At 74.8% G+C, this 26,707-nt stretch carries 26 protein-coding genes; 13 read left to right on the top strand and 13 right to left on the bottom strand.

The features are described from left to right. Positions 1-7 precede the first annotated feature (7 nt). Positions 8-811: an SDR family oxidoreductase gene (locus J4709_RS15880; RefSeq protein ID WP_208241346.1), complete on the top strand. Its 804-nt coding sequence runs from the start codon at positions 8-10 to the stop codon at positions 809-811. A 62-nt stretch (positions 812-873) separates the two neighbouring features. Here the strand turns inward: J4709_RS15880 and J4709_RS15875 are convergent, their stop codons facing one another. Then, complete coding sequence (locus tag J4709_RS15875) at positions 874-1,725, bottom strand: oxygenase MpaB family protein (RefSeq protein WP_208241344.1); 852 nt, start codon at positions 1,723-1,725, stop codon at positions 874-876. 104 nt (positions 1,726-1,829) lie between these two features. Here J4709_RS15875 and J4709_RS15870 point away from each other — a divergent pair, with 104 nt between their 5' ends. Together J4709_RS15870 and J4709_RS15865 are read left to right on the top strand one after the other, a co-directional pair. Next, positions 1,830-2,498 (top strand): TetR/AcrR family transcriptional regulator, encoded by a 669-nt coding sequence (locus J4709_RS15870; protein WP_173099254.1) that lies wholly within the window; start codon positions 1,830-1,832, stop codon positions 2,496-2,498. 75 nt (positions 2,499-2,573) lie between these two features. Beyond that, a complete protein-coding gene (locus J4709_RS15865; protein WP_208241342.1) occupies positions 2,574-4,046 on the top strand; it encodes a carboxylesterase/lipase family protein in 1,473 nt (490 codons plus the stop codon). Between the two features lie 4 nt (positions 4,047-4,050). Here the strand turns inward: J4709_RS15865 and lhgD are convergent, their stop codons facing one another. The 3 genes from lhgD to hisN all read right to left on the bottom strand — a co-directional run bounded on the left by lhgD (position 4,051) and on the right by hisN (position 6,432). Then, entirely contained in the window at positions 4,051-5,229 is a 1,179-nt protein-coding gene (gene lhgD, locus J4709_RS15860; RefSeq protein ID WP_208241589.1) for an L-2-hydroxyglutarate dehydrogenase, read from the bottom strand. 62 nt (positions 5,230-5,291) lie between these two features. Beyond that, positions 5,292-5,483 carry a tail-anchor membrane protein gene (locus J4709_RS15855; protein ID WP_151541353.1) on the bottom strand — a complete coding sequence of 64 codons (192 nt, stop codon included), beginning with the start codon at positions 5,481-5,483 and terminating at the stop codon, positions 5,292-5,294. Between the two features lie 145 nt (positions 5,484-5,628). Continuing rightward, positions 5,629-6,432 carry a histidinol-phosphatase gene (hisN, locus tag J4709_RS15850; protein ID WP_208241340.1) on the bottom strand — a complete coding sequence of 268 codons (804 nt, stop codon included), beginning with the start codon at positions 6,430-6,432 and terminating at the stop codon, positions 5,629-5,631. A 125-nt stretch (positions 6,433-6,557) separates the two neighbouring features. Here hisN and J4709_RS15845 point away from each other — a divergent pair, with 125 nt between their 5' ends. Beyond that, positions 6,558-7,409 (top strand): hypothetical protein, encoded by an 852-nt coding sequence (locus J4709_RS15845; RefSeq protein WP_208241338.1) that lies wholly within the window; start codon positions 6,558-6,560, stop codon positions 7,407-7,409. Between the two features lie 22 nt (positions 7,410-7,431). Here J4709_RS15845 and J4709_RS15840 read toward each other — a convergent pair whose 3' ends face one another. The 6 genes from J4709_RS15840 to J4709_RS15815 form a co-directional block, all read right to left on the bottom strand. Further along, positions 7,432-9,117: a serine/threonine-protein kinase gene (locus J4709_RS15840; protein WP_208241336.1), complete on the bottom strand. Its 1,686-nt coding sequence runs from the start codon at positions 9,115-9,117 to the stop codon at positions 7,432-7,434. A gap of 68 nt (positions 9,118-9,185) precedes the next feature. After that, positions 9,186-10,151 (bottom strand): ribosome small subunit-dependent GTPase A, encoded by a 966-nt coding sequence (gene rsgA, locus J4709_RS15835; protein ID WP_307801271.1) that lies wholly within the window; start codon positions 10,149-10,151, stop codon positions 9,186-9,188. Positions 10,152-10,244: 93 nt separating this feature from the next. Then, on the bottom strand, positions 10,245-11,537 hold the full coding sequence (gene aroA, locus J4709_RS15830) for a 3-phosphoshikimate 1-carboxyvinyltransferase (RefSeq protein ID WP_208241334.1): 1,293 nt from the start codon (positions 11,535-11,537) through the stop codon (positions 10,245-10,247). A 50-nt stretch (positions 11,538-11,587) separates the two neighbouring features. Then, on the bottom strand, positions 11,588-12,286 hold the full coding sequence (locus J4709_RS15825) for an anti-sigma factor family protein (RefSeq protein WP_208241332.1): 699 nt from the start codon (positions 12,284-12,286) through the stop codon (positions 11,588-11,590). After that, a complete protein-coding gene (locus J4709_RS15820; protein ID WP_208241330.1) occupies positions 12,283-12,882 on the bottom strand; it encodes a sigma-70 family RNA polymerase sigma factor in 600 nt (199 codons plus the stop codon). The genes J4709_RS15825 and J4709_RS15820 overlap by 4 nt, the downstream gene beginning before the upstream one ends. Positions 12,883-13,031: 149 nt before the next feature. Beyond that, a complete protein-coding gene (locus J4709_RS15815) occupies positions 13,032-14,105 on the bottom strand; it encodes a DoxX family protein (RefSeq protein ID WP_208241328.1) in 1,074 nt (357 codons plus the stop codon). Here J4709_RS15815 and J4709_RS15810 point away from each other — a divergent pair. Both J4709_RS15810 and J4709_RS15805 read left to right on the top strand, forming a co-directional pair. Next, a complete protein-coding gene (locus tag J4709_RS15810; protein ID WP_232383534.1) occupies positions 14,104-14,952 on the top strand; it encodes an SOS response-associated peptidase in 849 nt (282 codons plus the stop codon). The two genes, J4709_RS15815 and J4709_RS15810, sit on opposite strands and share 2 nt — an antisense overlap. A gap of 115 nt (positions 14,953-15,067) precedes the next feature. Then, positions 15,068-15,400 carry a TraR/DksA family transcriptional regulator gene (locus J4709_RS15805; protein ID WP_208241326.1) on the top strand — a complete coding sequence of 111 codons (333 nt, stop codon included), beginning with the start codon at positions 15,068-15,070 and terminating at the stop codon, positions 15,398-15,400. 22 nt (positions 15,401-15,422) lie between these two features. Here the strand turns inward: J4709_RS15805 and J4709_RS15800 are convergent, their stop codons facing one another. Continuing rightward, positions 15,423-16,226, bottom strand: a complete 804-nt coding sequence (locus J4709_RS15800; RefSeq protein ID WP_208241325.1) for a class I SAM-dependent methyltransferase — start codon at positions 16,224-16,226, stop codon at positions 15,423-15,425. Positions 16,227-16,669: 443 nt separating this feature from the next. Here J4709_RS15800 and J4709_RS15795 point away from each other — a divergent pair, with 443 nt between their 5' ends. From J4709_RS15795 to J4709_RS15770, 6 genes are all read left to right on the top strand, one after another. After that, complete coding sequence (locus J4709_RS15795) at positions 16,670-17,275, top strand: sigma-70 family RNA polymerase sigma factor (RefSeq protein ID WP_173099264.1); 606 nt, start codon at positions 16,670-16,672, stop codon at positions 17,273-17,275. An 89-nt stretch (positions 17,276-17,364) separates the two neighbouring features. Continuing rightward, the gene (gene rsrA / locus J4709_RS15790; RefSeq protein ID WP_208241323.1) at positions 17,365-17,682 is read left to right on the top strand and encodes a mycothiol system anti-sigma-R factor; all 318 of its coding nucleotides are present in this window, start codon (positions 17,365-17,367) and stop codon (positions 17,680-17,682) included. Between the two features lie 126 nt (positions 17,683-17,808). Beyond that, positions 17,809-18,726, top strand: coding sequence for an NAD-dependent epimerase/dehydratase family protein (locus tag J4709_RS15785; protein ID WP_208241321.1), 918 nt, complete (start codon positions 17,809-17,811; stop codon positions 18,724-18,726). Positions 18,727-19,275: 549 nt separating this feature from the next. Continuing rightward, positions 19,276-20,622, top strand: coding sequence for an HD-GYP domain-containing protein (locus J4709_RS15780; protein ID WP_208241319.1), 1,347 nt, complete (start codon positions 19,276-19,278; stop codon positions 20,620-20,622). A gap of 11 nt (positions 20,623-20,633) precedes the next feature. Beyond that, entirely contained in the window at positions 20,634-21,977 is a 1,344-nt protein-coding gene (locus tag J4709_RS15775; protein WP_208241317.1) for an HD-GYP domain-containing protein, read from the top strand. Between the two features lie 148 nt (positions 21,978-22,125). After that, complete coding sequence (locus tag J4709_RS15770) at positions 22,126-23,463, top strand: acetyl-CoA carboxylase biotin carboxylase subunit (protein WP_208241315.1); 1,338 nt, start codon at positions 22,126-22,128, stop codon at positions 23,461-23,463. 17 nt (positions 23,464-23,480) lie between these two features. On the opposite strand, the gene J4709_RS15765 is transcribed toward J4709_RS15770, so the two are convergent. Together J4709_RS15765 and J4709_RS15760 are read right to left on the bottom strand one after the other, a co-directional pair. Then, on the bottom strand, positions 23,481-24,371 hold the full coding sequence (locus tag J4709_RS15765) for a MauE/DoxX family redox-associated membrane protein (RefSeq protein ID WP_208241314.1): 891 nt from the start codon (positions 24,369-24,371) through the stop codon (positions 23,481-23,483). After that, positions 24,368-26,266, bottom strand: coding sequence for an ABC transporter ATP-binding protein (locus J4709_RS15760; RefSeq protein ID WP_307801269.1), 1,899 nt, complete (start codon positions 26,264-26,266; stop codon positions 24,368-24,370). The genes J4709_RS15765 and J4709_RS15760 overlap by 4 nt, the downstream gene beginning before the upstream one ends. A 217-nt stretch (positions 26,267-26,483) precedes the next feature. Between J4709_RS15760 and J4709_RS15755 the strand changes: the two genes are divergently transcribed. After that, positions 26,484-26,654 (top strand): hypothetical protein, encoded by a 171-nt coding sequence (locus tag J4709_RS15755; RefSeq protein ID WP_173099271.1) that lies wholly within the window; start codon positions 26,484-26,486, stop codon positions 26,652-26,654. Positions 26,655-26,707: the final 53 nt, after the last annotated feature.

The following is a 26,707-nucleotide window of genomic DNA, read 5'->3' as shown; positions in this document are numbered from 1 at the left end:
AGGCCCCGTGAGCAAGGTCATCGCGATCACAGGGGCGGCGCGCGGCATCGGCCTGGCGTCCGCGCGCGCGCTGAAGGCCCGCGGCGCCGCCGTCGTGATCGGCGACATCGACGAGTCCGCCGCGAAGGAGGCGGGCGAGTCCCTGGGCGTCCCCGCGCTCCCGCTGGACGTGACGTCGCGCGAGTCGTTCGAGGCGTTCCTGGAGGCCGCCGAGGACGCGGCCGGGCCGCTGGACGTCCTGGTGAACAACGCCGGGATCATGCCGATCGGGTCCGTCACCGGCGAGAGCGACGCCGACGCCCGCCGCTGCCTGGACATCAACGTCCACGGCGTCATGCTCGGCACGAAGCTCGCGCTGGCACGGATGCTCCCGCGCGGCCGCGGCCACGTGATCAACGTCGCGTCCGTCGCCGGGGTCCTGCCGACTCCGGGGCTCGCGCTCTACAACGCCAGCAAGTCCGCGGTCGTGGCGTTCACCGAGGCGGCGCGGCTGGAGGTCCAGGGCAAGGGCGTGCACGTCAGCGCGGTGCTGCCGACGTTCACCAACACCGAGCTGATCGCCGGTACGCGCAGCCCGAAGGGGATGCGCAACTGCGAACCGGAGGAGATCGCCGCCGCCGTCGCGGACGTGATCGGACGCCCGCGCCCGCAGGTCGTCGTGCCGAAGGCGCTGGGCCGGCAGATCAGGCTCGGCGCCCTGCTGCCGGACCGGCTGCGCCAGGCCGTCTCCCGCCGCTACGGCCTGGACACCCTCTTCCTCGACTTCGACCCCGACGCCCGCAAGTCCTACGACGCCCGCATCCGCTCATGACTTTCGTTGACTTGCGGCGTGTCGGCCTTAAGAGGCGCCCTTTAAGGCCGACACGCCGCAAGTCAACGTGGGGGGCGGGTGGCGCGGGCGCGGCGGAAGGCCTTGCGGGCCTGCGGGAGGTAGCGGACGGCCTCGGGGAGCAGCGGCCACAGCCGGTTCCCGGCGCGGACGGCCGCGGCGAACCGGCGGTAGCGGCGCTCGTCGGCCGCGCTCCAGGGCAGCTCCAGCAGCTCGCGCATCCGGGGGTGCAGGCCGCCGACCGTGACGAACCGGGCGACCGCGTTCAGCGGCGGCGACAGCGCCCGCCACACCGGCGCCGGGACCTTCGGCGGCGCGGGCAGGCCCTTGGTGACGTAGCCGACGCCGTACCGGGCGGTCTTGTGCGCGACGATCTCCTCGTCCAGCATCCGCTTCCAGTACGCCTGGAACGCCTCCCAGTCCTCCGGCATGGCCCGGTCGCTGACCCCGTACATCCGGAACCAGGTCTTGGACTCCTCGTAGATGCGGCGCTTGTCCGCCTCGCCGAGGGGCCGGACGAACGTCTCGATCCCGTAGAGCATGTTGTCGAGGAAGGTCGCGTGCGCCCAGTAGTAGGTCTCGGGGTCGAGCGCGTGGTAGCGGGAGCCGTCCGGCATCGTCCCCTTGATGTCGACGTGGAAGTCGCGGACGCCGCGTCCCGTCTCCGCGGACCGGTCGCCGCCGTAGACGGTGTTGAGGATCGGCCCGGCGGAGCGCTTGAGTCGCGCGAACGTCTCGGAGAAGAACACCGAGTGGTCCAGGACGCCCTGGCCGAGCGCCGGGAGCATGTTCTGCAGCACGGCGGCGCGCGGGCCGACCAGCAGCATCCGGGTGTCGCCGAAGTACCGCCAGGTCAGCGAGCCGGGGCCGAGGGGGGTGGGCGCGGAGTCGGGCATGGGCACCGCCGAGGGGGAACGAGGATGGAACAGAACGACGATAATTGTAGCTGTGTTGCGCGGATTGTCGCGGAACGGCCCTCCGGGGCGGTTAGGGTGCGTCCATGACCACGGACGCCTCCTCCCTGACCGGTGCCGGGCCGGCCGGCCGCGGCGACGGCGGGCTGCTCGCCCGGCTGTCGGACCCCGCCGCCGACGGCGACGGCCTGGACGCGCGGATCCTGGACGCCGCGCTCGCCGAGTTCGAGACCTACGGGCTGCGCCGGGTCAGCGTCGAGGACGTCGCGAAGCGGGCCGGGGTCGCCCGCACCACCATCTACCGGCGGTTCACCAACAAGGAGCAGCTGCTCCAGGCGGTGATCCTGCGCGAGTGCCGCCGCTTCCTGACCGGCCTCGCCCGCGCGACCGAGGGCCTGGCGTCCCCCGAGGACGCGGTGGTCGAGGGGTTCGTCGCCGGCCTGCAGAGCGCCCGCACGCACCCGCTGATGACGCGCGTCCTGCAGAGCGAGCCGGAGGCGTTCCTGCCGCAGCTCAGCATGAACGGCGGCGCGGTGATGCTCGCCGCCCGCGACATCCTGGCCGACCGGCTGCGCCGCGCCCGCCCCGACCGGGCCGACGAGCACAACGCGGTCGCCGAGGTGCTGCTGCGCGTTGCGGTGTCGCTGCTGCTCGTCCCCGGCGGCGGGCTCGCGCTGGACGACGAGGACGGCATCCGCGCGTTCGCCCGCGGCTACCTCACCCGCATGCTGCGGCCCGGGGACGAGACCGGCTGAATCGCCCATTCCGCCCACGGGGCCCGTCCCGTACCCTCTGATTGTCGAATTTCGTTCTAGAATCGGAGGCGCGGCATGGCGGCGGTCGTTCGGACGGCGTACGGCGAGGTTCGCGGCACCACCAGAGACGGCGTCACCGCCTTCCTGGGCATTCCCTACGCGGCGCCGCCGTTCGGCCCGAACAGGTTCCGGGCGCCGCAGCCGCACGAGCCGTGGGACGGCGTCCGCGACGCCACCGAGTACGGCCCCACCGTCCCCAAGCCTCCCTACCCGCGCCCCTATGACCGGCTCCTGCCCGACCCGGTCGTGCCTGGCGACGACTGCCTCAACCTGAACGTCTGGACGCCCGAGCCCGGCGCGTCAGGACTGCCGGTCATGGTGTGGATCCACGGCGGCGCGTTCCGCAACGGGTCCGGCGGCGTCGACGTCTACAACGGCCACAACTTCGCCCGCGACGGCGTCGTCTGCGTGAGCATCAACTACCGGCTCGGCGTCGAGGGCTTCGCGTATCTGCCCGGCGCCCCGTCCAACCGGGGCCTGCTCGACCAGATCTTCGCGCTGGAATGGGTCCGCGACAACATCGCCGCGTTCGGCGGCGACCCCGCCCGCGTCACGGTGTTCGGGGAGTCCGCGGGCGCGATGAGCGTCAGCACGCTGCTCTCCCTCGACCTCGGCCTGTTCCACCGCGCGATCGCGCAGAGCGGCGCCGGCGCCATCGTGCAGGACCCGGCGGACGCCCTGCTCGTCACCAAGGAGATGGCCGCGCGGCTCGGCGTCGAACCGACCGCCGAGGGGTTCGCCGCGCTCGACCCCGCCGCGATCATGCCCGTGCAGTCCGCGGTGGCCGCCGAGGTCACCGCGCTGCCCGACCCGGGCCGCTGGGGCGTCACCACCGCCGCGGGCGGCATGTCCCTCACTCCGGTGCTGGACGGCGAACTGCTCAAGCGGCGGCCCGAGGACGCCGTCGGCGCCGGCGCCGGACGCGGCGTCGACCTGCTCACCGGCTACACCTCCGAGGAGTTCCGGCTGTTCCTGATGCCGACCGGCATCGCCGCCGCCCTCACCGACGATCTGGTGTTCGCCGCGACCGCCGGGATGGGCGTGCCCACCGCGGTGTCGGCCGCCTACCGGGACCGGCACCCCGGCCTCACGCCCGGCGAGCTGATGGCGACGATCATCACCGACAGCCTGTTCCGCATCCCGGCGAACCGGCTTGCCGAGCGGCACGCCGCGTCCGGCGGCACCGGCGGGACGTGGATGTACGAGTTCGGCTGGCGGTCCCCGAACCACGACCTCGGCGCCTGCCACGCGCTCGAACTCGGCTTCGTCTTCGACAACCTGGCCAGCGAGCCCGATGGCCTCGCCGGCCCGAACCCGCCGCAGGATCTCGCCGGCCGCATGCACCGCGCCTGGGTGTCGTTCGCGGTGGACGGCGACCCCGGCTGGGACCGCTTCGACGCGTCCGCCCGCACGGTGAAGCTCTTCGGCCACCCGTCCGACGAGATCGTCCACGACCCGCGCGGCGACGACCGCAAGCTCTGGCCCTGACGGTTCAAAGGTGCGCGGTGACGTGTTCCGCGATCGCCAGCGAGGAGGTCGCGGCGGGGGAGGGGGCGTTGCGGACCGTCACGACGGGGCCGGCGCGGCCGATGCGGAAGTCGTCGACGAGCGAGCCGTCCGGGTCCACCGCCTGGGCCCGGACGCCCGCGGGCGCGGCGACGACGTCGTCCGCGGTCAGCTCCGGCACGAACCCGCGCGCCTGCGCGACGAACGCCCGCTTGACCGCCGACCCGTACAGCTCCTTCGCGCCCGTCCGCCAGTGCCGCCGGGCGAGGTGCCGGAAGCCGGGGAAGCGCAGCGTCTCCCACAGGTCGGCGGGACGGACGTCGCGGCGCCGGTAGCCCTCCCGGGCGAGCGCCAGCACGGCGTTCGGGCCGACGTCGACGCCGCCGTCCACGCGGCGCGTGAAGTGGACGCCGAGGAACGGGTACCGCGGGTCGGGCACCGGGTAGATCAGCCCGCGGACCAGGTCCGTCCGCGACGGGACGAGCCGGTAGTACTCGCCGCGGAAAGGGACGATCGCCGGCCCGGACGCGTCGCCCGCCAGCCGCGCGACCCGGTCGGACTGCAGGCCCGCGCACACGATCAACCGGTCGAAGAGCAGTTCCTCGTCCGGTGAGCCGACCCGGACGCGGTCGCCCGCCCGGCCCAGCCGGACGACCTCGAAGCCCAGCCGCACCTCGCCGCCCGCGGCGGTGACGTCGGCGGCGAACGCGCGCGCCACCGCCGGAAAGTCGACGATGGCGGTGGTGGGGGAGTGCAGCGCCGCGACCCCGGCGGCGTGCGGCTCGATCTCGCGCAGCTCCGAGCCGGTCAGCCGCCGCAGCCCGGGCACCCCGTTGGCGGTGGCGCGGCGCTCGATCTCGTCCAGCGGACCCAGCTCGCCCGCGTCCCGCGCCACGACGACCTTGCCGCACTCCTCGTACGGCAGGCCCTTCTCCGCGCAGTAGTCCTTCAGCAGCCCGATGCCGCGGCGGCACAGGGTCGCCTTCAGCGAACCGGGCGCGTAGTAGAGGCCCGCGTGGGCGACACCGCTGTTGTGGCCCGTCTGATGGGCCGCGACGCGGGCCTCCTTGTCGAGCACGGTCACCTGCGCGCCGGGCCGCGTCTCCGCCAGCCGCCGCGCGATGGCCAGCCCCAGGATCCCGGCCCCGACGACGCCGATCCGCATCTCCGCCACAGGCGAATGCTAGGGCGTACGGGACGCGCGGAGCCGGACGGGGATCGATCCGATCAGCTGCCCAGGCGCTTGCGGCCCTGCGCGCGGACCCGCTTGCGCTGCGACGGGTCGAGCATGAGGTAGCCGGCGAGCGGCGCGCCGAGCACGCCCAGGATGATCAGCGCGCTCAGCCACCACGGGAACACGAACAGGGTCAGGAAGCCGACGACGACTCCACCGATCACTACCTTGGTCTTGGTCGACATCAGTTACCTCCGTTTACGGGCCGCCCACCTGTACAACGGCCGTCCCGCGACCGCTGTTCCACGATATGTCGCGAGTCGGGTGCGAGGCCAGCCATCGGAGGCCCCGGACGCCGCCGGAGGCGCCCTCAGACGCGCGGCGGCGCCGTCAGACGCGCAGGGACAGCTGCCCGCCGCCGAGGGTGCGCAGCACCTCGGCGTGCAGCAGGCCGTTGGTGCACACCACGCTGCCGCCGTCCGGCCCCGGCACCCCGGACAGGTCGGTGAACATCCCGCCCGCCTCCTCCACGATCACCTGGAGCGCCGCGAGGTCCCACAGCGACACCTCGGGCTCGGTGGAGATGTCGATAGCGCCCTCGGCCACCATCATGTGCGACCAGAAGTCGCCGAACGCCCGCGTCCGCCACACCTGCCGCGTCAGGTCGAGGAAGTGCGGCAGCCGGCCCTGCTCCTCCCAGCCGCTCAGGCTGGAGAACGACAGCGACGCGTCCGACATCTCCGCCACCGCCGACACCGTCATCCGGCTCGCCCGGGTCAGGCTCCGGCCTGACCAGGCACCGCCGCCGCGCGCCGCCCACCAGCGCCGGTTCAGCGACGGCGCCGACACCACCCCGACGACGATCTCGTCGTTCTCCATCAGCGCGATCAGCGTCGCCCACACCGGGACGCCGCGCACGAAGTTCTTCGTGGCGTCGATCGGGTCGATGATCCAGCACCGGTTGCCGTACCCGGTCCGGCCGTACTCCTCGCCGAGCACCGCGTCCCGCGGCCGGGCCCGCTTCAGCGTGCCGCGGATCTGCTCCTCCACGCTGCGGTCGGCGTCGCTGACCGGCGTCAGGTCCGGCTTGGTCTCGATGTCCAGATCGAGGGCGCGGAAACGCCTGGTCGTGATGTCGTCGGCCCCGTCCGCCAGCACATGCGCGAGACGCAGGTCATCGGAATAGCCCGCCACGGCGTGCCACGCTACCGCGATCACGGCCCGCACCGACACACTCACCCCGGGCCGTTACGGCTTTTCGGCCCGCCCGTGAGGCGCGGCGGCCGGTGCCGGGCGCGGGCGCCTGGCAGCATGGGCGCATGGCCCACGAACTGCCCGAGTGGGTCGCCGAGCTGACCGATCCGCGCCGCGCGCGGACGCTCGACGAGCTCGCCGACCGCCTCGTCCCCCTGGCCGAGCACGCCATCGACGTCTCCCGCCGCCTCCAGGCGCAGCTGAACGAGCTGAACGACCCGTTCAAACGGGAGGCCCTGTACGGGCGGGTGGAGCGGCTGAAGGCCCGGGCCGGGGAGGCGATGGAGGAGATCACCGCGGAGATCGCCGCGTCCGGCGACGAGCGCCTTGACCGGCTCTGGGCGGACTGGGCGGAGCGCACCGGCCCGGACGGCCGCGCCGCCCGCGAGGAGGAGCTGCGCCGCCGGCTGGACAGCGACGTCGTCCCGGTGCTGTCGCGCAGCCGCCGGGACGTGGCCGAACGCGTCGCCGCGCGCACCTCCGCCGCGCTGGAGCAGGCGACGCAGACCCTGCTCACCCGGGTGGAGGAGCTGGCCCGGGCCGTCACCGACCTGATCACCGAGGTGCTGCCGCTGGCCCGCGAGGGCCTGGCGCTCGCCAGCCGCATCTCCGCGCTGTCCGCGCAGGCCCGCAGGTCCGGCCGCGGCCCGATTCCGGACGAGCTGAAGGACGCGGGCGCCGGGACGGCCCGCGCGTTCGAGGAGGCCGTCGCCCGGCTGGAGCTGGAGTGGGCCGCGCTCGGCGCCCGGTCCGCGAGCGTGCGGGCCGCGCTGCGCGCCGCCGAGGAGAGCGCGTTCAGCCACGTCACCGAGGAGATGACCCGGTGCGTGGAGGAGCTGGCGCCCGAGCACGTCCGCGCCCTGAACGAGGCGGAGACCCGCGCCCGCGGCCTGTTCGGCGAGCCGCCGGCCGGCTGAGCCCGGGACCGGCCGCGGTCGCTCAGCTGGAGGCGCGGAAGGTGCCGAGGAGCGTCTCGTAGGCGGGCACCGTCTCGTTCCAGTGCGCCTGGTCGGCGGCCAGGACCACCTGGTACAGCACGCCGTCGAACGGGAACACGCGCACCCGCGCCCGGGCGGGCTTGCCGTTCTCGGTGAACGTGAACTCGAGCTCGGCCGCCTTCCCGCCCCGGTAGGACACGTTCCGGTCGAATCCCACCTGGCGGTAGTCGGTGTAGCCGGAGTCCTTGCCGGCGAAGGACTTCGCCGCCTCGGCGAGCGCGTCCCCGGGGTCGGTGGTGTCGAACGGGCCGGGCTTCGCGCGCGTCACGGCCACGCCGCGCGTCGCGCCCTGCTCGGGGGCGGTGAAGGTGACCGCGTCGCCCTCGCCGTCGGCCTTCCACCCGTCCGGCACCGCCGCCAGGAACGCCGACCCCCGGTACAGCCGGTAGCCCGCCGGTACTCCTGAACCCGCGCCGGCCGACGGGCGGGCGCTCGGCGTGCGGCCGGGCCCGCCGTTCCCGCCGCCGTCGAGGAACACCGCGAGCACCACGGCCGCCGCGACCAGCGCCGCCGCGAAGATCCCGGCCGGAACGATCAGCTCCCACCGCCGCCGCCGAGGTCCGGGCTCGGGTCCAGGGGCGGGCGGTACGGGGGACGGTGAAGGCCCCGGCCCCGGATCAGGACGCGGCGGGACGGGGTGCGGCGGCAGGGTCCTCTGGTCGCTCGGCTCGATGGTGCTGTCGGGCCGCCACGGCCCCGGGTTCGGATGCGGGCCCGCAGGGGGCGGTCCCGGGGGCTCGGGAGCCGGAGGCACCGGCGCCGGGGACGGGTTCGGCGACGGGTCGACCGTCGGATCGTGGCCCTCATGCCGCGGCTCCGGGGGAGCCGCCGCGGCGCGCAGCAGCCGCTCCGCCTCGTCGTGGGAGAGCCGCTCGCGCGGGTCCCGGCGGAGCAGGCCGTGCAGGACCGGCCGCAGCGGTCCGGCGCGGCGCGGCGGGTCCGGCTCGTCCTGGAGCAGCGCCCCCATCAGGCCGTAGATGTCGGGGCGCTCGTACGGGCGGCGGCCCTCGACCGCCGCGTAGAGGGTGGCGCCGAGCGACCACAGGTCCGACGCCGGGGTGGCGTCCTCCCGGCGCGCCTGCTCGGGCGACAGGTAGGCGGGGGAGCCGACGATCGCGCCGGTCTGCGTGAGCGTGTCCTCGCCGGTCATCGTGGCGACGCCGAAGTCGGTGAGGACGGCGTGCTCCGCGCCCAGCAGGACGTTCGCCGGCTTGACGTCGCGGTGCACCACGTCGGCCTTGTGCGCCGCCCGCAGCGCGTCCAGCAGGTCCAGCCCGATCCGCGCGACCCGGTCCGGGGGCAGCGGGCCGTCCCGCCTGATCACGGCGTCCAGGCCGGGCGCCTGCACCAGGTCCATCACGATCCAGGGCCGGCCGTCCTCCAGGACGACGTCGTGCACCGTCACGATGCCGGCGTGGCGGAGCCGGGCCGCCGCCCGCGCCTCCCGGATCGTCCGCGCGTTCACGTGCTCGGCCTGCGTCCCGTCCAGGCCGCGCGGCGGGGTCACCTCCTTGACCGCGACCTCGCGGCCCAGCAGCGTGTCGAGGGCGCGCCAGACCACGCCCATGCCGCCGCGGCCGAGCTCGTCCAGGAGCTCGTAGCGGCCATCGTGGATCGTGCGCGGCATGCAGGCGACGATACCGACGTCTCACGCGGAGTGAAGGGCCATTTCGCCCCGGTTCGCCGGGCCGGCGGCTACTCCGGCTCGCCCTCGCGGGCGGCGAGCAGCCGGCGCAGCGAGTCCAGCCGGGCCCGGCTGGCGTGCCCGTCCTCGACCCAGCCGTCCAGGCCGCAGGACTCCTGCAGGTGGTCGCAGAGCGGCGGGCAGCGCTCCGCCGCGCCCTCCGCCAGGTCCTCGAACGCGTTGATCACGTTCTCCGGCTCGACGTGCGCGAGCCCGAAGCTGCGCACCCCCGGGGTGTCGATGATCCAGCCGTCGCCGCCGGGCAGCTCCAGCGCGATCGCCGACGACGAGGTGTGCCGGCCCCGGCCGGTCACCGCGTTCACGTGGCTGACGGCCCGCTCCGCGTCCGGGACCAGCGCGTTGACCAGCGTCGACTTCCCGACGCCGGAGTGCCCGACGAGCACGCTCATCCGGCCGGACAGGTGCCCGCGCAGCTCGTCGAGGTCGCCGCCGCGCCGGGTCACCACGTACGGGACGCCGAGCGGCGCGTACTCGGCGACCAGGCCCGCCGGGTCGGCGAGGTCGGCCTTGGTGAGGACGAGCAGCGGGTCCATCCCCGCGTCGTAGCCGGCGACGAGCTGCCGGTCGATCATCCGGGGCCGCGGCTCCGGGTCGGCCAGCGCCGTCACGATCACCAGCTGGTCGGCGTTCGCGACGATGATCCGCTCGAACGGGTCGGTGTCGTCGGCGGTGCGGCGCAGCGACGACGCCCGCGGCTCCACCCGGACGATCCGGGCGAGCGTGTCCTGCGCGCCGGACACGTCCCCGACCAGCGCGACCCGGTCGCCGACCACCACGCCCTTGCGGCCGAGCTCGCGCGCCCGCATCGCGGTGACGGCCCGCTCGCCGCCGCTCCCGGCGCCCACCAGGCAGCGGTAGCGGCCGCGGTCGACCGCCGTCACGAACCCGGCCGAGGCGTCCTCGTGCGCCGGGCGGCGGCGGGTGCGCGGCCGCGACCCGCGGCGCCCGGGCCGCACCCGGACGTCGTCCTCGTCGTAGTCCTGTACTCGTCGTGCCAGTGGTCCGATCTCCGTTCTTGAGCAGGCGCTGCTCTCAGGCGGGCGCCGCTCTCAGGCGGACGCCCGCATCGACGCCCACAGCTCGGTGAAGCCTGGAAGTGTCTTGCCCACCGTGGCGGGATTCTCCACCTCGACGCCCGGGACGGCCAGCCCCAGCACCGCCGCGGCCATCACCATCCGGTGGTCGTCGTAGGTGCGGAAGACGCCGCCGTGCAGCGGGCGCGGCCGGATCTCCAGGCCGTCCGGCAGCTCCCGGACGTCCCCGCCGAGCCCGTTGATCTCCGTGACGAGCGCCGCCAGCCGGTCGGTCTCGTGGCCGCGCAGGTGCGCGATGCCGGTCAGCCGGGACGGGGAGTCCGCGAGCGCGGCGAGCGCCGCGAGCACCGGGGTCAGCTCCCCGACGTCGTGCAGGTCGGCCTCCAGCCCGCCGAACCCGCCGGGCCCGCGGACGGTCAGCCCGTCCGGGCCGAGCTCGACGCCCGCGCCCATCCGGGCGAGCAGGCCGCGCAGCGCGTCGCCGGGCTGCGCGGTGTCGGCCGGCCAGTCCGGGACCGTGACGCGCCCGCCGGTGACGAGCGCAGCGCCGAGGAACTGGGCGGCGTTCGACAGGTCGGGCTCGATCGTCCACTCGCCGCCGCGGACGGGCCCCGGCGCGACCCGCCACACGTCCCGTTCGGTCTCGACCGCGACGCCACGGTCGCGGAGCATCCGGACGGTCATCTCCAGGTGCGGCGCGGACGGCACCGGCGGCCCCTCGTGCCGCACCTCCACGCCCTTGCCGAACCGCGGCGCGGCCAGCAGCAGCCCGGACACCAGCTGCGACGACCCGGACGCGTCGATCGTCACGGGCCCGCCGTCGACGGCGCCGGTGCCGTGCACGGTGAACGGCAGCGCGCCGCGCCCGCCGTCGTCGATCGCGACGCCGAGCGCGCGCAGCGCGGCGATGATCGGGCCCATCGGCCGCTTGCGGGCGTAGGGGTCGCCGTCGATCGCGACGTCGCCGGCGGCGAGCGCCGCGACGGGCGGCACGAACCGCATCACCGTCCCGGCGAGCCCGGTGTCCACGCGCGCGGGCCCGCGCAGCCCGCCCGGCACGGTCCGCCAGTCGCTCTCCGCCGCCGAGGACGCCCCCTCGGCCTCCTCGATGCTCGCGCCGAGCGCGCGCAGCGCGTCCGCCATCAGCTCGGTGTCGCGGCTGTGCAGCGGCCGGGCGATGCGCACCGGCTCCTCGGCGAGCGCCGCCAGGATCAGCGCCCGGTTCGTCATCGACTTGGAGCCGGGCAGCCGGACGGTGGCGTCGACCGGGCCGTCGGCGACCGGGGCGTTCCAGTGCGGAGAGGGCATGCCCCAAGGTTATCGGGCGGCCCGGTGGGCGGCGCGAACGGTTTCGGCGGTCAGACGGGGATGGTGAGCAGCGTCCCGCCGCCGTCCACGACCACCTGGAAGCTGGTGATCTCGCCACGGGAGAGCTCGGTCGCGCCCTGCATGTCGAGCGGCTTCGGGGACCCTGGGACGCCGTATCCCGGCTCGGGCACGCGCCATCCGCCGACGACCGACCGCGCCCCCGACTTCGACACCGCCTCCAGATGGCATTTGAGCGGGCCCTTCACACCGGTGAGCTCGAAGCTCACCTGCGTGCCCCACTTCTTGTCCACCAGGCCGACGGTGCCGGACGCGCCGGTCCGCGCGTCCGCCGCCTGATGCCGCTCGCCGACGATCGCCTGCGCCGGAGGCTGCTGTGGCTTCCCGCCGTCGCCGCCGAGCGCCGTCCCGACGCCCACGCCGACCGCCACCAGCGCGGCTGCCGCCGCCGCGCCCGCCGCGTACGCGACGCGTCGCCTGCGCCGGTCCGCCGCCCGCCTGCGCCGCACCATGTCGATCACCGGAGCGGGCGGCGCCGCGGGTTCGCCGGGCGGCTCGGCCTCCGCCGGGTCGAGCCCGGAGAGCGCCTCGGCCATCGAGCCCATCTCCCGCAGCTCGGCCTGGCAGAACCCGCACCCCCGCAGATGCGCCTCGAAGGCCCGCCGGTCACCGGCTTCGAGAAGCCCCAGCGCGTAGGCGCCGACATCGGTGTGCTCGACCTGGGAACTCATGAGGTCACCCCCCTCTCCGCCAAGGCGACGCGCAGGGCGCGCAGCGCGTAGTACACCCGGGACTTCACCGTCCCCACCGGGATCCCGAGATGCTCGGCCGCCTGGTTGACCGTCCGGTCGCGCAGCACCGTCTCGGTCAGCGCCTGCCGGTGCGCGGGTGACAGCGAGGCCAGCGCCTCGGCCACGACGACCTTGCGCAGCAGGGCGTCCATCTCGTCCGCCATCGGGAGGTTCTCCAGGGGGGCGTCGCCGACCTCGGGGGGCCGCACGTCGCGGTGCCGCCGGTCGTCGATCACGATACGCCGCGCCACGGTGGCCAGCCAGGGCATCAGCGAGGCCGTCCGGACGTCCAGCCGGTCGGCGCTGCGCCACGCCCGGATCATCGTCTCCTGCGCCACGTCCTCCGCCCACTGCCGGTCGCCGCCGGTCAGCCGCAGGACGAACGACATCAGCGGCCGCTGGTACTCCCGGTACAGCTGCGCGACCAGTTCCTCGCCGCCGGGCGCGGGGCGCGGGCGCGGAACGGCGGCCGGGCCGGGCCTGCGGAGCAGGCTCCGCAGGCCGCCCGTCCGGCCGGTCGATCCGGGTGCTGCCATGGCCGGGCGTCTCCGTGTCGGTCGAAGGACCCAGGTGTGCGGGCGGTCACCAGGCAGTACGCGGCCGGCCCGGCGCGCGGTTCAACGGATTTGAGGCCGCGTTAAGGCCCGCTTCGGGAAACCGGCCGCCCGGCCGCGCCCGCGGCGGCTCAGTGCTTGACGGCCTGCAGCACCTTGCCCGCCTGCACCGCCGTGCCGGCCTGCACCGTCCGGCCGGCCTTCGCGGCGCGGGCGGCCTGCGCGGCGGTCTGCGCCTTCATGGTCCGGCCGGCCTGTGACGCCATCCCGGACGCCTTGCCGGCCTTCCCCGCGGCCTTGCCGCCCATGAGCCCGGCCTTGCCGCCCATCAGCCCCAGCCTGCCGCCCTTGCGGGACGCCTTGCCGAGCTTCAGCCCGCCCAGCAGCGCGCCGCCGCGCCCGGACGCCTTGCCGGAGGCCCGGCCGAGCCTCATGCCGAGCTTCGCGCCGCCGCCCCGGCCCGTCTTCGCGGCCTTCGCGGCCTGCGTCGCGGCGCCCGCCTTGATGGACTTGCCGGCCTGCGCCATCATCCCGGACGCCTTGCCCGACGCCTTGCCCGCCTTCGCGGACGCCTTGCCCAGCTTCGCGCCGAGCACGGCACCGCCGCCGCTGCCGGCCTTCGCGGCCCGCGCGGCCTGCCGGGCCGCCTTCCGGCCGCCCTCGGCGCGGGCCACCCGGGCCTGCCGGGCCGCCTCGCGGCGCGCCTCGCGCAGCGTCGCCGCCGCCTCCCGGCGCATCGCCTTGGCCTCGGCGCCCGTCCTGATCTGGGACTCGCGCGCGACGCGGCGCAGCTCGGCGAGGCGCGGGGGGCGCCGCGGCTCGGTCGCCGAGATCAGCAGCGCGCCGAACAGCGCGGCGTTCTTCAGCAGGTGGGAGCGCTCTTCGGCGCGGCGGTCCGGGTCGTCCTCGCTCCAGTAGCGGTGCTCGGTCGCCAGCGCGGGCAGCATCTGCGCGGCGAGCAGCAGCGTCGTCAGCCGCCGGAACCTGCCCATGACGAGCAGGGCGCCGGTGCCGACGCTGATCGCGCCCTCGATGCGGACGAGGGTCTCGGGGTCCTTCGGCATCCAGTCGATCCGGTCGGCGATCGGCTTCACCGACGGCCCGACCTGCTCGGCGCGCGGGCGCGGATCGCGGACCGCCTCCAGACCGGTCATGATGAACGGGGCCGCCACCATGGGGCGGGCCAGGGTCTCGATGGGTCGCATGACCCGCTACATGCCCGCCACGATGCGCCTCAAGCGCGGCAGGATGGGGACCATGTGCGGTCGATATGCCACCACCCGCGCGCGTCAGGAGCTGCTGGACGAGTTCCAGGTGCAGGTCGACGCGGCCGGCGGGGAGATCCAGCCCGACTACAACGTCGCCCCGACGAAACAGGTCCCGGCGGTCCTCGCCCGGGCCCCGAAGGACGCCCCGGACGGCGAGGAGGCGGTGCGGCAGCTCCGCACGCTGCGCTGGGGGCTCGTCCCGTCGTGGGCCAAGGACCTGTCGATCGGCTCCCGGATGATCAACGCGCGGGCCGAGACCGTCCACGAGAAGCCGTCCTACCGGCGGGCGTTCGCGAAGCGGCGCTGCCTGCTGCCCGCCGACGGCTACTTCGAGTGGTACGTGCTCCAGGAGTCCGACGATCCGGCGGAGGGCGAGAAGAAGGCGAAGAGGAAGCCGCAGAAGCAGCCGTTCTTCATCCGCCCGAAGGGCGGCGCCGTCATGGCGATGGCGGGGCTCTACGAATTGTGGAAGCCGCGCGACGACGAGGACGCCGACTGGCTCTGGACGTGCACGGTGATCACCACGGACGCGCCCGACGACCTCGGCCGCATCCACGACCGGATGCCGATGGTGGTGCGCCCGGACCAGTGGGACGCCTGGCTCGACCCCGGGCTGACCGACCCGGACGAGGTGCGCGGCCTGCTCGTCCCGGCGATGGCGGGGACGATGGACGCCTATCCGGTGTCGAAGGCGGTCAACAGCGTGAAAAACAACGGCCCGGAACTCATAGAACCCGCCAGTGATGGGGATAATCCGGGCAATCATTCCGGCTCGCTGTTCTGACCGCGTTCCGGCCGCCGCCGCTTCCGGCCCCTCCCGGCACCGGCGGCCGGGACCGGCCCTCCCGCGCGCCGGACGGCTTTGCCCGGAGACCCCCACCGGGAGGAGTTCGGACCTCGTGGACGCAGCCGCAGCCCGTTCCCGACTGGAGGCGATGATCGAGGATTTGGATCGGTCCATCGCCATTCTGCGGGGAGAGAGCCCGGAGCGCGAGAACGCGCCGGCGGACGCGGGGTCGGGCCTTTCCGAGCACCACCGCGTCGAGGCCGCGCTCGACGCCCTGCGCCGGCACCGCGGCGCCGTCCGGGCCGCGCTCGACCGCCTCGCCGCCGGCACCTACGGCCGCTGCGTCGGCTGCGGCGGCCCGGTCCCCGAAGGGCGGCTGGAGGCCCGTCCCGACGCCGCTCGCTGCGTCCCCTGCCAGGCCCGGCACGACCGCCGCGGACGGTGAGGCGCGGGCCCCGGCGGCCGTCCTAGAGCCGTTTGGCGCTGGCGAGGAGATGGAAGCCCAGGGACTCGTCCCCGGGCGGGGCGTTCAGCTCCGTCCGGACCAGCCGCGGCAGCGCGTCCGGCGACGAGGCCAGCACGTGCTCCACCGTCGACGGCGACAGCGCCGTGCGCGGCCTGATCCACGCCACCTCCAGGCCGACCTCGGCGAGCAGCTCGCGCAGCTGGTCGGCGCCGAAGCAGCGGGTGATCGTCCCGTCCGGCCACGGCACCAGCACGACCTCCGCGGCCGGCACGTCCGACAGGTGCGCCCAGTGGCTCTGCTCGGCCAGCAGCGCCATCCCGAGCGTCAGGGAGTCCACGCACAGCAGGACCCGCCCGCCGGGCCGCAGCACCCGCGCGATCTCCGCGATCGTCTCCTCGGTGGCCAGGTGCCGCGACAGCACCCGGTTCTCGGCGAGGACGGCGTCCATCGACGCGGCGCCGAGGAACGCCAGCGAGCCCGAGTCGCCGAGGACCTTGGTCGTCGCGGGCCCGGCCGCCGCGGACCCGTCGCCGGACGCGCCCGCGGCGAGCGCTCCGCGCGTGCGGCGCTCCAGCAGGGGGTCGCGGACCTCGACGACGGTGTGGCCGGCCTCGGCGGCGCGCTCCGCGCAGCGGCCGTGGTCGCCGGATATGTCGAGGACGCGCGACGGCCTGCGCGGCAGCCAGCGCGTCAGCTGCGCGTCGGCCACCGCCCAGTAGAACCTCCAGTAGCGCGCCAAAGCGTCGCCCTCCGTGGGGGAGTCGCGCAGGCTGGCGATGGTGGGCTCGGGAGGTCGCGCCGGCACCGGTAGCAACGGTTTGCTCCTGTTCTCGCCGTGTATGTGAGTTCTTTCCCCGTCAGGGCCCGGTCATCACCCTCCGTGCAGGCCGGGCGGGGTGACCCGGGCCGCACGGGGACGTCCGGAATCTTTTCCGCGCGCGGCTCCCGGTCGGGGAATCGGCGGGCACGTCCCGGCGTTGCACCGTCTCATAACCGTCCGCATACGTGGAGTCGCACGACCGGACGGGCCGCACTCCCCGCGCTCGCGGGCGGTGCGACGGACGATTACAGCGGAGGTGCAGGCCGATGACCACAGCCGTTGCCGATTACCCGCGCGGCGCGGGGGTAGTGTCCCCGCCCGGCGGCGCGCGCGCCCCCGGGGGCGTGATCAGGCAGCGCGGCCCGATATCGTCTGTGGGATACGACGCCACCAGGCCGGCCAAGGCCAAGGGCGCCACAGTCAAGGGGGTGGGTCAGGTACCGGGCACCACGGAGACCGTTGAGCAGCGCCAGGAGCGGTTCCAGCGCGACGTGCTCCCGTTCTTGGACCAGCTGTACTCGGCCGCGCTGCGCATGACGCGCAACCCGGCGGACGCCGAGGATCTCGTACAGGAGACCTTCGCCAAGGCGTTCGCGTCCTTCCACCAGTTCAAGGAAGGCACCAACCTCAAGGCGTGGCTGTACCGCATCCTGACCAACACGTTCATCAACTCCTACCGCAAACGGCAGCGCCAGCCGCAGCAGTCCGCGGCCGAGGAGATCGAGGACTGGCAGCTCGCGCGCGCCGAGTCGCACACCTCCAGCGGGCTGAAGTCCGCTGAGGCGGAGGCGCTGGAGCACCTGCCCGACTCCGACGTGAAGCGGGCGCTGCAGGAGCTGCCCGAGGAGTTCCGCATCGCCGTCTACCTCGCCGACGTCGAGGGCTTCGCCTACAAGGAGATCGCCGACATCATGGGCACGCCCATCGGCACGGTGATGTCGCGGCTGCACCGGGGACGGCGGCAGCTGCGCGGGATGCTGGAGGACTACGCTCAGGACCGCGGCCTGACGCGCGCCACCGGGGGGCCGGCATGAGCCGGGGACGCGCCGGACGCGCAGCACGGAGCGACATGCCGGACACCGCGGCCGGGCGCGGCGCGGTGAGCGAGAGGGGTGCGTGAGCCATGAGCTGTGGCGACCACCACGAGACGTCCTGCGAAGAGGTCCTCGCGCGCGTCTACACCTACCTTGACGGCGAACTCGACCAGGGCGGCTGCGGCGAGGTGCGCGAGCACCTCGACGAGTGCGGGCCCTGCCTGCGCGAGTACGGCCTGGAAGAGGCCGTCAAGAAGATCGTGAACAAGTCCTGCGGATGCGAGCAGGCGCCGGCCGAGCTGCGCTCCAAGGTGCTCGGCCGGATCGAGGAGATCTGCGGCGAGATCAAGTCGACCGGCGGCGGCGTCGCGGCGGGCGGCGGCACCGGCGCGTCCGAGTCCGCCTGACCGCGGATTCCGCTTGACCGCGGAGTCCGGGTAGGGCCCGCGTCCGCCTGACGCCGGCCCCCGCGTGTCCGGGGCCGGACGGCGCGGGCGCCGGTCGGCGGGGCCCCGGCTGGGTATCGTGCTGGGGTGCTCGCTCTCGTCACCGGCGCGGCCGGCTTCATCGGGTCCCATCTCGTCGACCGGCTGCTCGCCGACGGCCATGAGGTCGTCGGCGTGGACGACCTGTCGTCGGGCGCCAACCAGAACCCGGCCATCGAGCTGTGGCGGATGGACGTGGCCGATCCGGCGCTCGCCGAGCGGATGGCGGCGCGCCGCCCCGAGGTCGTCTGCCATCTGGCGGCGCAGGTGAGCGTGCGTGCGAGCGTGGCCGACCCGCTGCACGACGCGCGGGTGAACGTGACGGGCACCGCGAACGTGCTGGAGGCGGCGCGCGCGGCGGGCAGCCGCAAGGTCGTCTTCACCTCCAGTTGCGCGGTGTACGGGGTGCCGGACGCGCTGCCGGTCCCGCCGGACGCGCCGCTGCGGCCCGCGTCGCCGTACGCGGCGTCCAAGGTGTCGGGCGAGGTGTACGCCGGGATGTACCGGGCGCTGCACGGCCTCGACTTCACGACGCTGACGCTGGCGAACGTGTACGGGCCGCGGCAGACGCCGGAGGGCGAGGCCGGCGTGATCTCGATCTTCACCGACGCGCTGCTGGCGGGCCGTCCGACCCGGGTGTTCGGGGACGGCAAGCAGACCCGCGACTACGTGTACGTCCTGGACGTCGTGGACGCGTTCGCGCGCGCCACGGGCGAGGCGGGGGGCGGCGGCCGGTTCAACGTCGGCACGGGCCTGCAGACGACCGACCGGGACCTGCACGCGCTCGTGGCGGCCGCGGTGGGCGCGCCGGACGAGCCGGAGTTCGCGCCGCCGCGGCTGGGCGACCTGCCGGCGATGGCGGTGGATCCGGGGCCGACGCGGGAGGCGCTCGGCTGGGAGCCGCGGGTGGGCCTCGCCGACGGGCTGGCCGAGACGGCCGCGTGGGCGCGCGGGCGCACCGCCTGAGCGCGGCCGCCCGGGAGGGCCGGTTCCGTGCCGGAGAGCCGGGGAATGCGGCTTGGTGCCATTGATGGGTTGATTCTGCCCGGTTTAGGAATGCCATTTGCGGATGCACGTGCATTGAGATTGTGCAGCGGCATTGTGCGGGTACGCTCGGTGCATTATCCCCGGCAATTGATCACTTAAAGTGACCCTTGCTTCACGCTTTGCTCACGATTCCCGCCATGCCTGTGTGACCTGGGCAGTTCGCGTTAGGCTTGGGCCGAAATCAGCGACGGGAACGCGTGCATGCCCGGGAATTCGGGGTATGTGGGGACCTGGAGATCGGGGCCGTGCGGTTCCGGTGAGTCGGCCGCGAGGCCGGCGGGCCCGGTCAACGGGGGGAGGCGGAAGCCATGCTCAAGTGCGAGAGTCCGGCCGGACGCGGCCGGTGCCAGGGCGCCACGGGGTCGTCGTCGCTGATGATGCCCGAGGGCGTTTCCTGGGTCTAGGTGCCGGCAGGCACGGTCGATCCCGGCGGCGGCCCGCTCGTTCGTCACTCCCTAAGGGGCGGCAATGCGTGGACTACCTCTCGCTGCCTGGGCGTACGTGTGCGGGGTGGTCGCGCTAGCGGCCGCGCTGATCGCCACGTCGTCCTTCACGGGGGTGGACTGGACGAAACTGGCCGTGCTGGCCCTGCTGTTCCTGATCTGCGACTCGGCGCCCGCCCGGCTGAACGTCGAGCGGGCCCGGGTCTCGCTCAGCTTCGCCGCCAGCCTGGCGGGGGTCGTGCTGCTCGGCCCGGCCGGCGCGGCGCTGCTCGGGCTCAGCGCGCTGGTCACCGGCCAGCGGTTCTTCGCGCCCGAGAAGCGCGCCTTCAACGGCGCGCAGTTCGCGCTCAGCGGCTTCTGCGCCGGCACGGTCTTCGACCTGCTCGGCGGTGACCGCTTCCACCCCGAGCAGTCCCGCTGGGTGGAGAACGTCATCGGCCCGTTCCTCGGCGCCCTGGTCACCTTCGTCCTGGTCAACCTGCTGCTGATGGCCGGGGTGCTGCTGCTGTCCCGGCAGGCCGCGCCCCGCGAGCTGCTGCACGAGAGCGGCCAGCTCGCCGTCGGCTGCCTCGGCTACGGCATGGTCGGGCTGCTGATCGCCGGGCTCTGGCCGCGGATCGGCGCCTTCGCCGCCGTGCTGGTGCTGCTGCCGCTGTTCATCGCCCGCTGGGCGATGGACCAGGCGTACGCGCAGCAGCAGGCGCACGCCGCCACCCTCGCCGCGCTCTGCCAGGCCGTCGAGACCAAGGACTACTACACCCGCGGCCACTCCGAGCGGGTCTCCCGCGGCTCGGTGATGATCGCGCAGGAGATCGGCATGCGCGCCGACCGGGTCGAGGCGATCCGGTACGCGGGGATGCTGCACGACGTCGGCAAGCTCGGCGTCCCGACGAAGGTGCTGCAGAAGTCCGGCTCGCTCACCGAGGAGGAGTTCGCCGCGATCCAGCTGCACCCGATGCGCGGGCTGGAGATCGTCCGGGAGATCGGGTTCCTGGACGAGGCGCTCGCCGGGATCATGCACCACCACGAGAAGGTGAACGGCCGCGGCTACCCGATGGGCCTGGCCGGCGACGAGATCCCCGAGTTCGCCCGGGTCATCTCCGTCGCGGACGCGTTCGACTCGATGACCTCCACCCGCTCCTACCGGGCGGCCCGCACCGTGGCGGAGGCCGTGGCGGAGCTGCGCCGCGGCATGGGCGACCACTTCGACCCGGTGATCGTGGAGGCGTTCCTGCGCGCGCTGGACCGGGACGGCTGGGAGCCGCCGCGGCCCGTCGTGCTGCCGGACGACGACGTCGTCGAGACCACCCAGCAGGACCATGACGACCCGAGCGCCCCGCTGCGGGTCGCCGGAGACGAAGCACGGCGGTGACCGGACCCCCCATGAGCAGCACCCAGATCCGGGCCCGCCGCGAGCGGGCCGCATGGCAGACCATCGACTCCGGCCAGCTGCTGCTGATCGCGACCGCCGGGCTGTTCGTCGTCGTCGCGATCGCCGAGGTCGCCGCGGCCGGGCTCCGGCAGCCCAACGTCGCGATCATCTTCGGCGTGCTGATCGCGCTCGGCGAGCTGTTCCGGATGGTCATGCCGGGCAACCGCGAGGTCGCGCCGATCGCCAGCGCCGGCGCGATGGGCTACGCGCTGCTGGTCGGCATCGGCCCCGAGGGCGCCCCGCCGGACGCGCCGCTCGGCGTCGTCCCCGCCGAGCACTCGCCGCTGCAGGTCGTCGCGGTGACGTCGGTCGGGATGCTGGTCGGCTCGCTGCCGCACATCATGGTCGGCCGGTCGCCGCGCCCGGACGCGATGGCGCGCCGGCTGTTCACCGTCGCGGTCGTGGCGCTGTGCTTCCGGCCGATGCTGTCGCTCGGGCTGCCCTGGCAGCTGCTGCTGGCGGTGATGGGCCTGGTCGTCGTGCTGTCCTGCTTCACCGACGTGCTGATCGCCGCGATGATCCGGGCGGAGGCGGTGCGGGCCCGGTTCGGGATCGCGCTGCGCGACGAGATCGACGCGAAGATGGCGCTGTGCGCGGCGACCAGCGCCACCGCGATGCTGATCGCGGTCGCGACCACGGCGATGGGCGAGGCCGCGCTGCTGATCTTCACGGTGCCGATCCTGGTCACCCAGTTCGCGTTCCGCCGGTACGCGGGGATCCGCGCGACGTACCTGCAGACCGTCCGGGCGCTGTCGCGGGTCACCGAGGTCGGCGGGTACGTCGAGACCGGGCACTCGCGGCGGGTGTCGCGGCTGTCGGTGGCGATGGGCCGCGAGCTCGGCATGTCCGAGGAGGAGCTGCTGGAGCTGGAGTACGCGGCGCTGATGCACGACATCGGGCAGCTGTCGCTCGGCGACCCGATCCCCGGCGGCGCGACGGTGCTCGCCTCGCCCGCCGAGCAGCGCCGCATCGCCGAGCTCGGCGCCGAGGTCATCAAGCAGACCGGCGTGCTGGACCGGGTCGCGCACATCGTCCAGCTGTCGTCGCACCCGTACCGGACGGGCCCGGAGACGCTCGCCGGGCCCGGGGAGGCCGGGCAGCCGGTCCCGGCGCCGCCGCTGGCCGGCCGCATCATCAAGGTCGCCAACGCCTACGACGACCTGGTCGGCGACTCCGCCGACCGGGACCGCGGCGCCGCCGTGCTGGAGCGGCTGCGGCTGGACTCCGCCGCCGAGTACGACCCGACGGTCGTGGAGGCGCTCAGCCGCGTCGTCGACCGCCGCCCCCGCCCCTGACCACGCCCCCGGCCGCGCCCCCGGCCGGGCCCGCGGCCGGGATTTGTCGGCCGTACCGCCGGACCGGGGGCGGTACGGGCACTAGTGTCGGCCTGGTCAGGACCGCCGGGGCAGCCGGCGGACCGCAGCTCGCCGAGGGAGTCCGCAGGTGTTCGAGTCCGTGCTGGTGGCGAACCGGGGTGAGATCGCCGGCCGGGTCGTGCGCACCGCGCAGGCCATGGGCCTGAAGGCGATCGCGGTGTACTCCGAGGCCGACGCCGGCCTGCCCTACGTCGCCGAGGCGGACGAGGCGGTGCTGATCGGCCCGGCCGACCCGGCGCGCAGCTACCTCAACGCGGCGGCGGTGCTGGAGGCCGCGCAGCGCACGAACGCGCAGGCCGTCCACCCCGGCTACGGGTTCCTCGCCGAGAGCGCCCCGTTCGCGCGGGCCGTCGCCGCGCGGGACCTGGTCTGGGTCGGCCCGCCGCCGCTGGTCGTCGCCCGGATGGGCGACAAGATCAACGCCCGGAACCTGATGAAGGAGGCGGGCGTCCCGGTGTCGCCGGGCGCGTGGGAGCCCGTCCCGGACGCGGCGACCGCGCTGGAGGAGGCCGAGCGGATCGGCTACCCGGTGATGGTGAAGCCCGCCGCGGGCGGGGGCGGAGCCGGGCTGGGCTCGGCCTACGACGCGGAGACGCTGCGCACCGCGTTCGAGGCGGCCCACACGGCCGCGACGCGGCTGTTCGGGCACGGCGACGTGCTGCTGGAGCGGTACGTGGAGGGCGTCCGGCACGTCGAGGTGCAGATCCTCGGCCTGGTGGACGGCACCGTCGTGGCGCTGGGGGAGCGGGAGTGCTCCGTCCAGCGGCGGTACCAGAAGGTCGCCGAGGAGACGCCGTCGCCGGGCGTCGGCGCGGCGCTGCGGGAGCGGATGCTCGCCGCGGCGGTCCGCGCGGGGGAGGCCGTCGGGTACCGGGGCGCGGGGACGGTCGAGTTCCTGGTCGACCCGGTCGCGCAGGAGTTCTTCTTCCTGGAGCTGACGGCCCGGCTGCAGATCGAGCATCCCGTCACCGAGATGGTCACCGGCGTCGACCTCGTCGAGCAGCAGTTCCGGATCGCGGCCGGGGAGCGGGTCGCGCCGCCCGCCGCCGCGCCGCGCGGCCACGCGATCGAGTTCCGCGTGCACGCCGAGGACCCGCAGGGCTTCCGGCCGGGGGCCGGCGAGATCAAGGTGTGGGAGGAGCCGGTCGGCGACGGCATCCGCATCGACGCCGGCTACTACGAGGGCAACACCGTCACGCCGTACTACGACTCGCTGCTCGCCAAGCTCTGCGTGCACGGCGACGACCGCGCGCACGCGCTGGCCCGCGCGCGCGCCGCGCTGGGCGCGTTCCGCATCGAGGGCATCGCGACGAACCTGCCGTTCCTGGCGGAGCTGCTCGAACACCGCGAGTTCGTCGACGGCACGTACGACTCCGGCGTGGTGGCGCGCATGCGCATCCGCTGAGCCCGGCTTCCACCTGCTCAGCGGGCGGGATTTGCTCCGGCCGACTCCGCCCGCTGCAGGAGCGCGCGGAACCGCGGGGCCGTGTCCGCGCCGCCCGCCGCCAGCACGGTCCCGGCGGCGTCGGTGACGACGACGTACGGCGGCCACGGGATGCCGTTGGCGTCGTACACGTCGGGGTCGGTCACCAGCGGCAGGCCGGCGGCGCCATGCTCGTCCAGGTGCCGCCGGACGGCGTCCTCGCCCGCCGCGCTCACCAGCACCACCCGCCGTCCGGACGCGGCCTCGGCGAACACCGGCAGCATGGTCCGGCAGAGGCCGCACGCCGGCGAGACCAGCGCGAACACCGTCGGGGCCCCGATCGCGGAGTTCAGCGCGAACTGCGTCCCGGGCCGCGGGCCCGCCGGCGGCGGCGCCTCCGGCTCGGCGACCCCGGGACGCGGCCGGGGCACCGCCGCGACCGCGCCGAGGAGGACCACCGCGAGCACCGCCCGCACCGGCGAGTACGCCGCGGGCCCGGCGACCGCCGCCATGGCGGCCAGCAGCAGGAGCAGCGCCGTCCGCGTCATCGACGCGGCGCCGACCGGCGCGGGACGGCGCGCCGACCCGAAGCAGCCGCAGTCGATCACCATGCCGCGCCGCAGCACCGAGGCCATCGCGCCGAGGAACGCCGCGAACAGCGCCGCCGCGGCCAGCGCCCCCCACCGCCGGGTGGCGGGCACGGCCAGCAGCACGGCCGCCGCCGCCTCCGCGGACAGCACCGCCACCGCCGCGGCGCCGGTCAGCCGGGCGGGCAGCACCCGGTAGGCGCCGATCGCCGCCGCGAACCCGCGCACGTCGCGGACCTTGCCGCCGGCCGCGACGAGCAGCACCGCGATCAGCGCCGGCCACGCCGACGCCAGGACGGTCACGCGACCTCCTGCGGGTCCGGCTGGAACGCCGACGCCTGCAGCCGGTACAGCTCGGCGTACAGCCCGTCCGCGGCGAGCAGGTCGGCGTGCGCGCCGCTCTCGGCGACGCGGCCGTGGTCCAGCACGTAGATGCGGTCGGCGAAGCGGACGCTGGCCAGCCGGTGGGTGATCAGCACCACCGTGCGGCCGTCCGCGTGCCGCCGGATCCGCTCGAACAGGGCGTGCTCGGCGCGGGCGTCGAGCGCGGAGGTCGGCTCGTCGAAGATGACCAGCGCGGCGTCCCGGTAGAAGCCGCGCGCGGCGGCGACCCGCTGCCACTGCCCTCCCGACAGGTCGTGGCCGCCGCGGAAGCGCCGGTCCAGCAGCGCGTCGTACCCGCCCGGCAGCTCGTCGACCACCCGGTCCGCGCCCGCCGCGGCGGCGGCGCCGGCGAGCCGGTCCTCGTCGAGGGGGCGGCCCATCACGATGTTCTCCCGGACGGTGAGCGGCCAGCGCGTGTGGTCCTGGGCGATCACCGCGACGCGGCGGCGGAGCGCGTCGCCGTCCAGGCCGGCGAGGTCGGCGTCGTCCCAGCGGATCGTCCCGGAGTCGGGCCGGTACAGCCCGGCGAGCAGCTTGGCCAGGGTGGTCTTGCCCGAGCCGTTCTCGCCGACCAGGGCGATCACCTCGCCGCGCCGCACCGTGACGCTGACGTCGGTGAGCGCCGGCGCGGCGGCGCCCGGGTACCGGAACGTCACCCCTTCGGCGGTGACGCGGCCGAAGTCCCCGGCGGGCGGGGCGGCGCCGTCCGGCGGCGGGAGCCGTTCCGCGGCGAGCGCGCGGAAGTTCAGGTAGTCGCCGAAGTACAGGCCCGCCTCGTACAGCTTGTTCAGGCTCAGCACGCACGCCGCCAGCGACGACTGCCCGGCCCTGATCGCCAGCACGGCCGCGCCCGCGACCGACAGCGGGATCACGCCGCCGGCGAGCAGCCCGCCGAGCGCGGCGTAGACGGCCACGGTCGCGGCGCCGGTGAGCAGGTCGCCGGCCGCCTTGGCGCCGGTCTGCCGGCGCGCGACGTCCAGCTGGACGCGCTGCTCGAGCTCCGCGACCCGGTCGTACTCGCCGAGCAGGAACCCGCGCAGGGTGAACGCGCGGACCTCGGCGGCGGGCTGCCGCTCGGCCATCAGGTCCGACAGCATGAACTTGCGCCGCCGCGCCGCCGACAGCCGGTAGAACGCCGCGTACCGCAGCCGCGCGGTGCGCAGCGCGGCCCAGCCCGCGGGCACGGCCGTGACCAGCAGCAGCGGCATCAGCGCCGGGTGCAGCAGGCCGAGCGCGACGGCGGGCGCCGCCAGCCCGACCGCGCCGGTCAGCGCGCTGACCGTCATCTCGACGACGGTGGCGGTGTCGGGCACGCCGTTGTCGCGGGCCCGCCGCATCGCGTTGTGGAACTCGTGGTCGTCGAACGCGGTCAGCTCCACCCGGGTGGTCAGCTCGAACAGCCGCGTCTCCGCCTGCCGCTCGACCTGCGGCTTCAGCCGGGCCTGCGCCCAGCCGGCGGCGGCCAGCAGCGCGCCGCGCAGCGCCGCCGCCGCGCCCACCAGCGCCAGCGCGGGCAGCGCGGCGCGGACCCGGCCGGGCGTCGGCCCGGCCGCGAACAGCGACGCCAGCACGTCGGAGGTGGCCAGCAGCCCGAACGCGGTGAAGACCCCGGCCGCGAGGTTGCCGCCGAGCGCGACCGCCGTGTCCGCCCGGCTCGCCCGCCAGGCCAGCCGGACCGCCGCCGTGACCAGCATCGGAAACCGCCGCAGCATCGCCGGAAGGCCGGCTTTCAGCAGTTCCTCGTCGCGGCTTTCCCAATAGGTGATTTCGAGCCCCGACCTGTCGTCGGCGAGGGCCGGGGAGCGTCGGAACACAGAGCCAACCTAGATCATCGATTGGCGGCTGTAAATGCCTCGTTCCAGCGCCGCGTTCGCGCTGCCGTACCGGTGACGAATGAGTGTCTGGACAGCCCGCTGATCATCTGCTCATAATGCGTCCGTTTGCTCTGGAGAGCCCGGCGGCACCCGATGCCGGCTCTCCGGGCTCAGATCCCGAGCGGCCGCCCGAACGGCGGCCAAGGAAGGAGCCCCCATGTCCGTGCTGGCCCTGGAGCCCCGCGACGCCGGCGTCATCGACCCGGAAGACCTCGACGTGGACTTCGAGATGGAACTGCTGGAACTGCTGCACGGCCCGCAGGCCTGCGTGAACACCTGCAAGCGCACGGTGTGCAGCAGCTACCCGTGCTGCCCGTCCATCGTCTGACCCTCTCCGAACGCACGCGGGAAAGGCCATTGGCTCCCACCGGTGGCCTCTTC

The sequence above is a fragment of the Actinomadura violacea genome (assembly GCF_017573465.1).
Taxonomy (GTDB): Bacteria; Actinomycetota; Actinomycetes; order Streptosporangiales; family Streptosporangiaceae; genus Spirillospora; species Spirillospora violacea.
The sequence above is the reverse complement of the archived record's forward strand: the minus strand, read 5'-3'. Positions and strand labels throughout refer to the sequence as shown.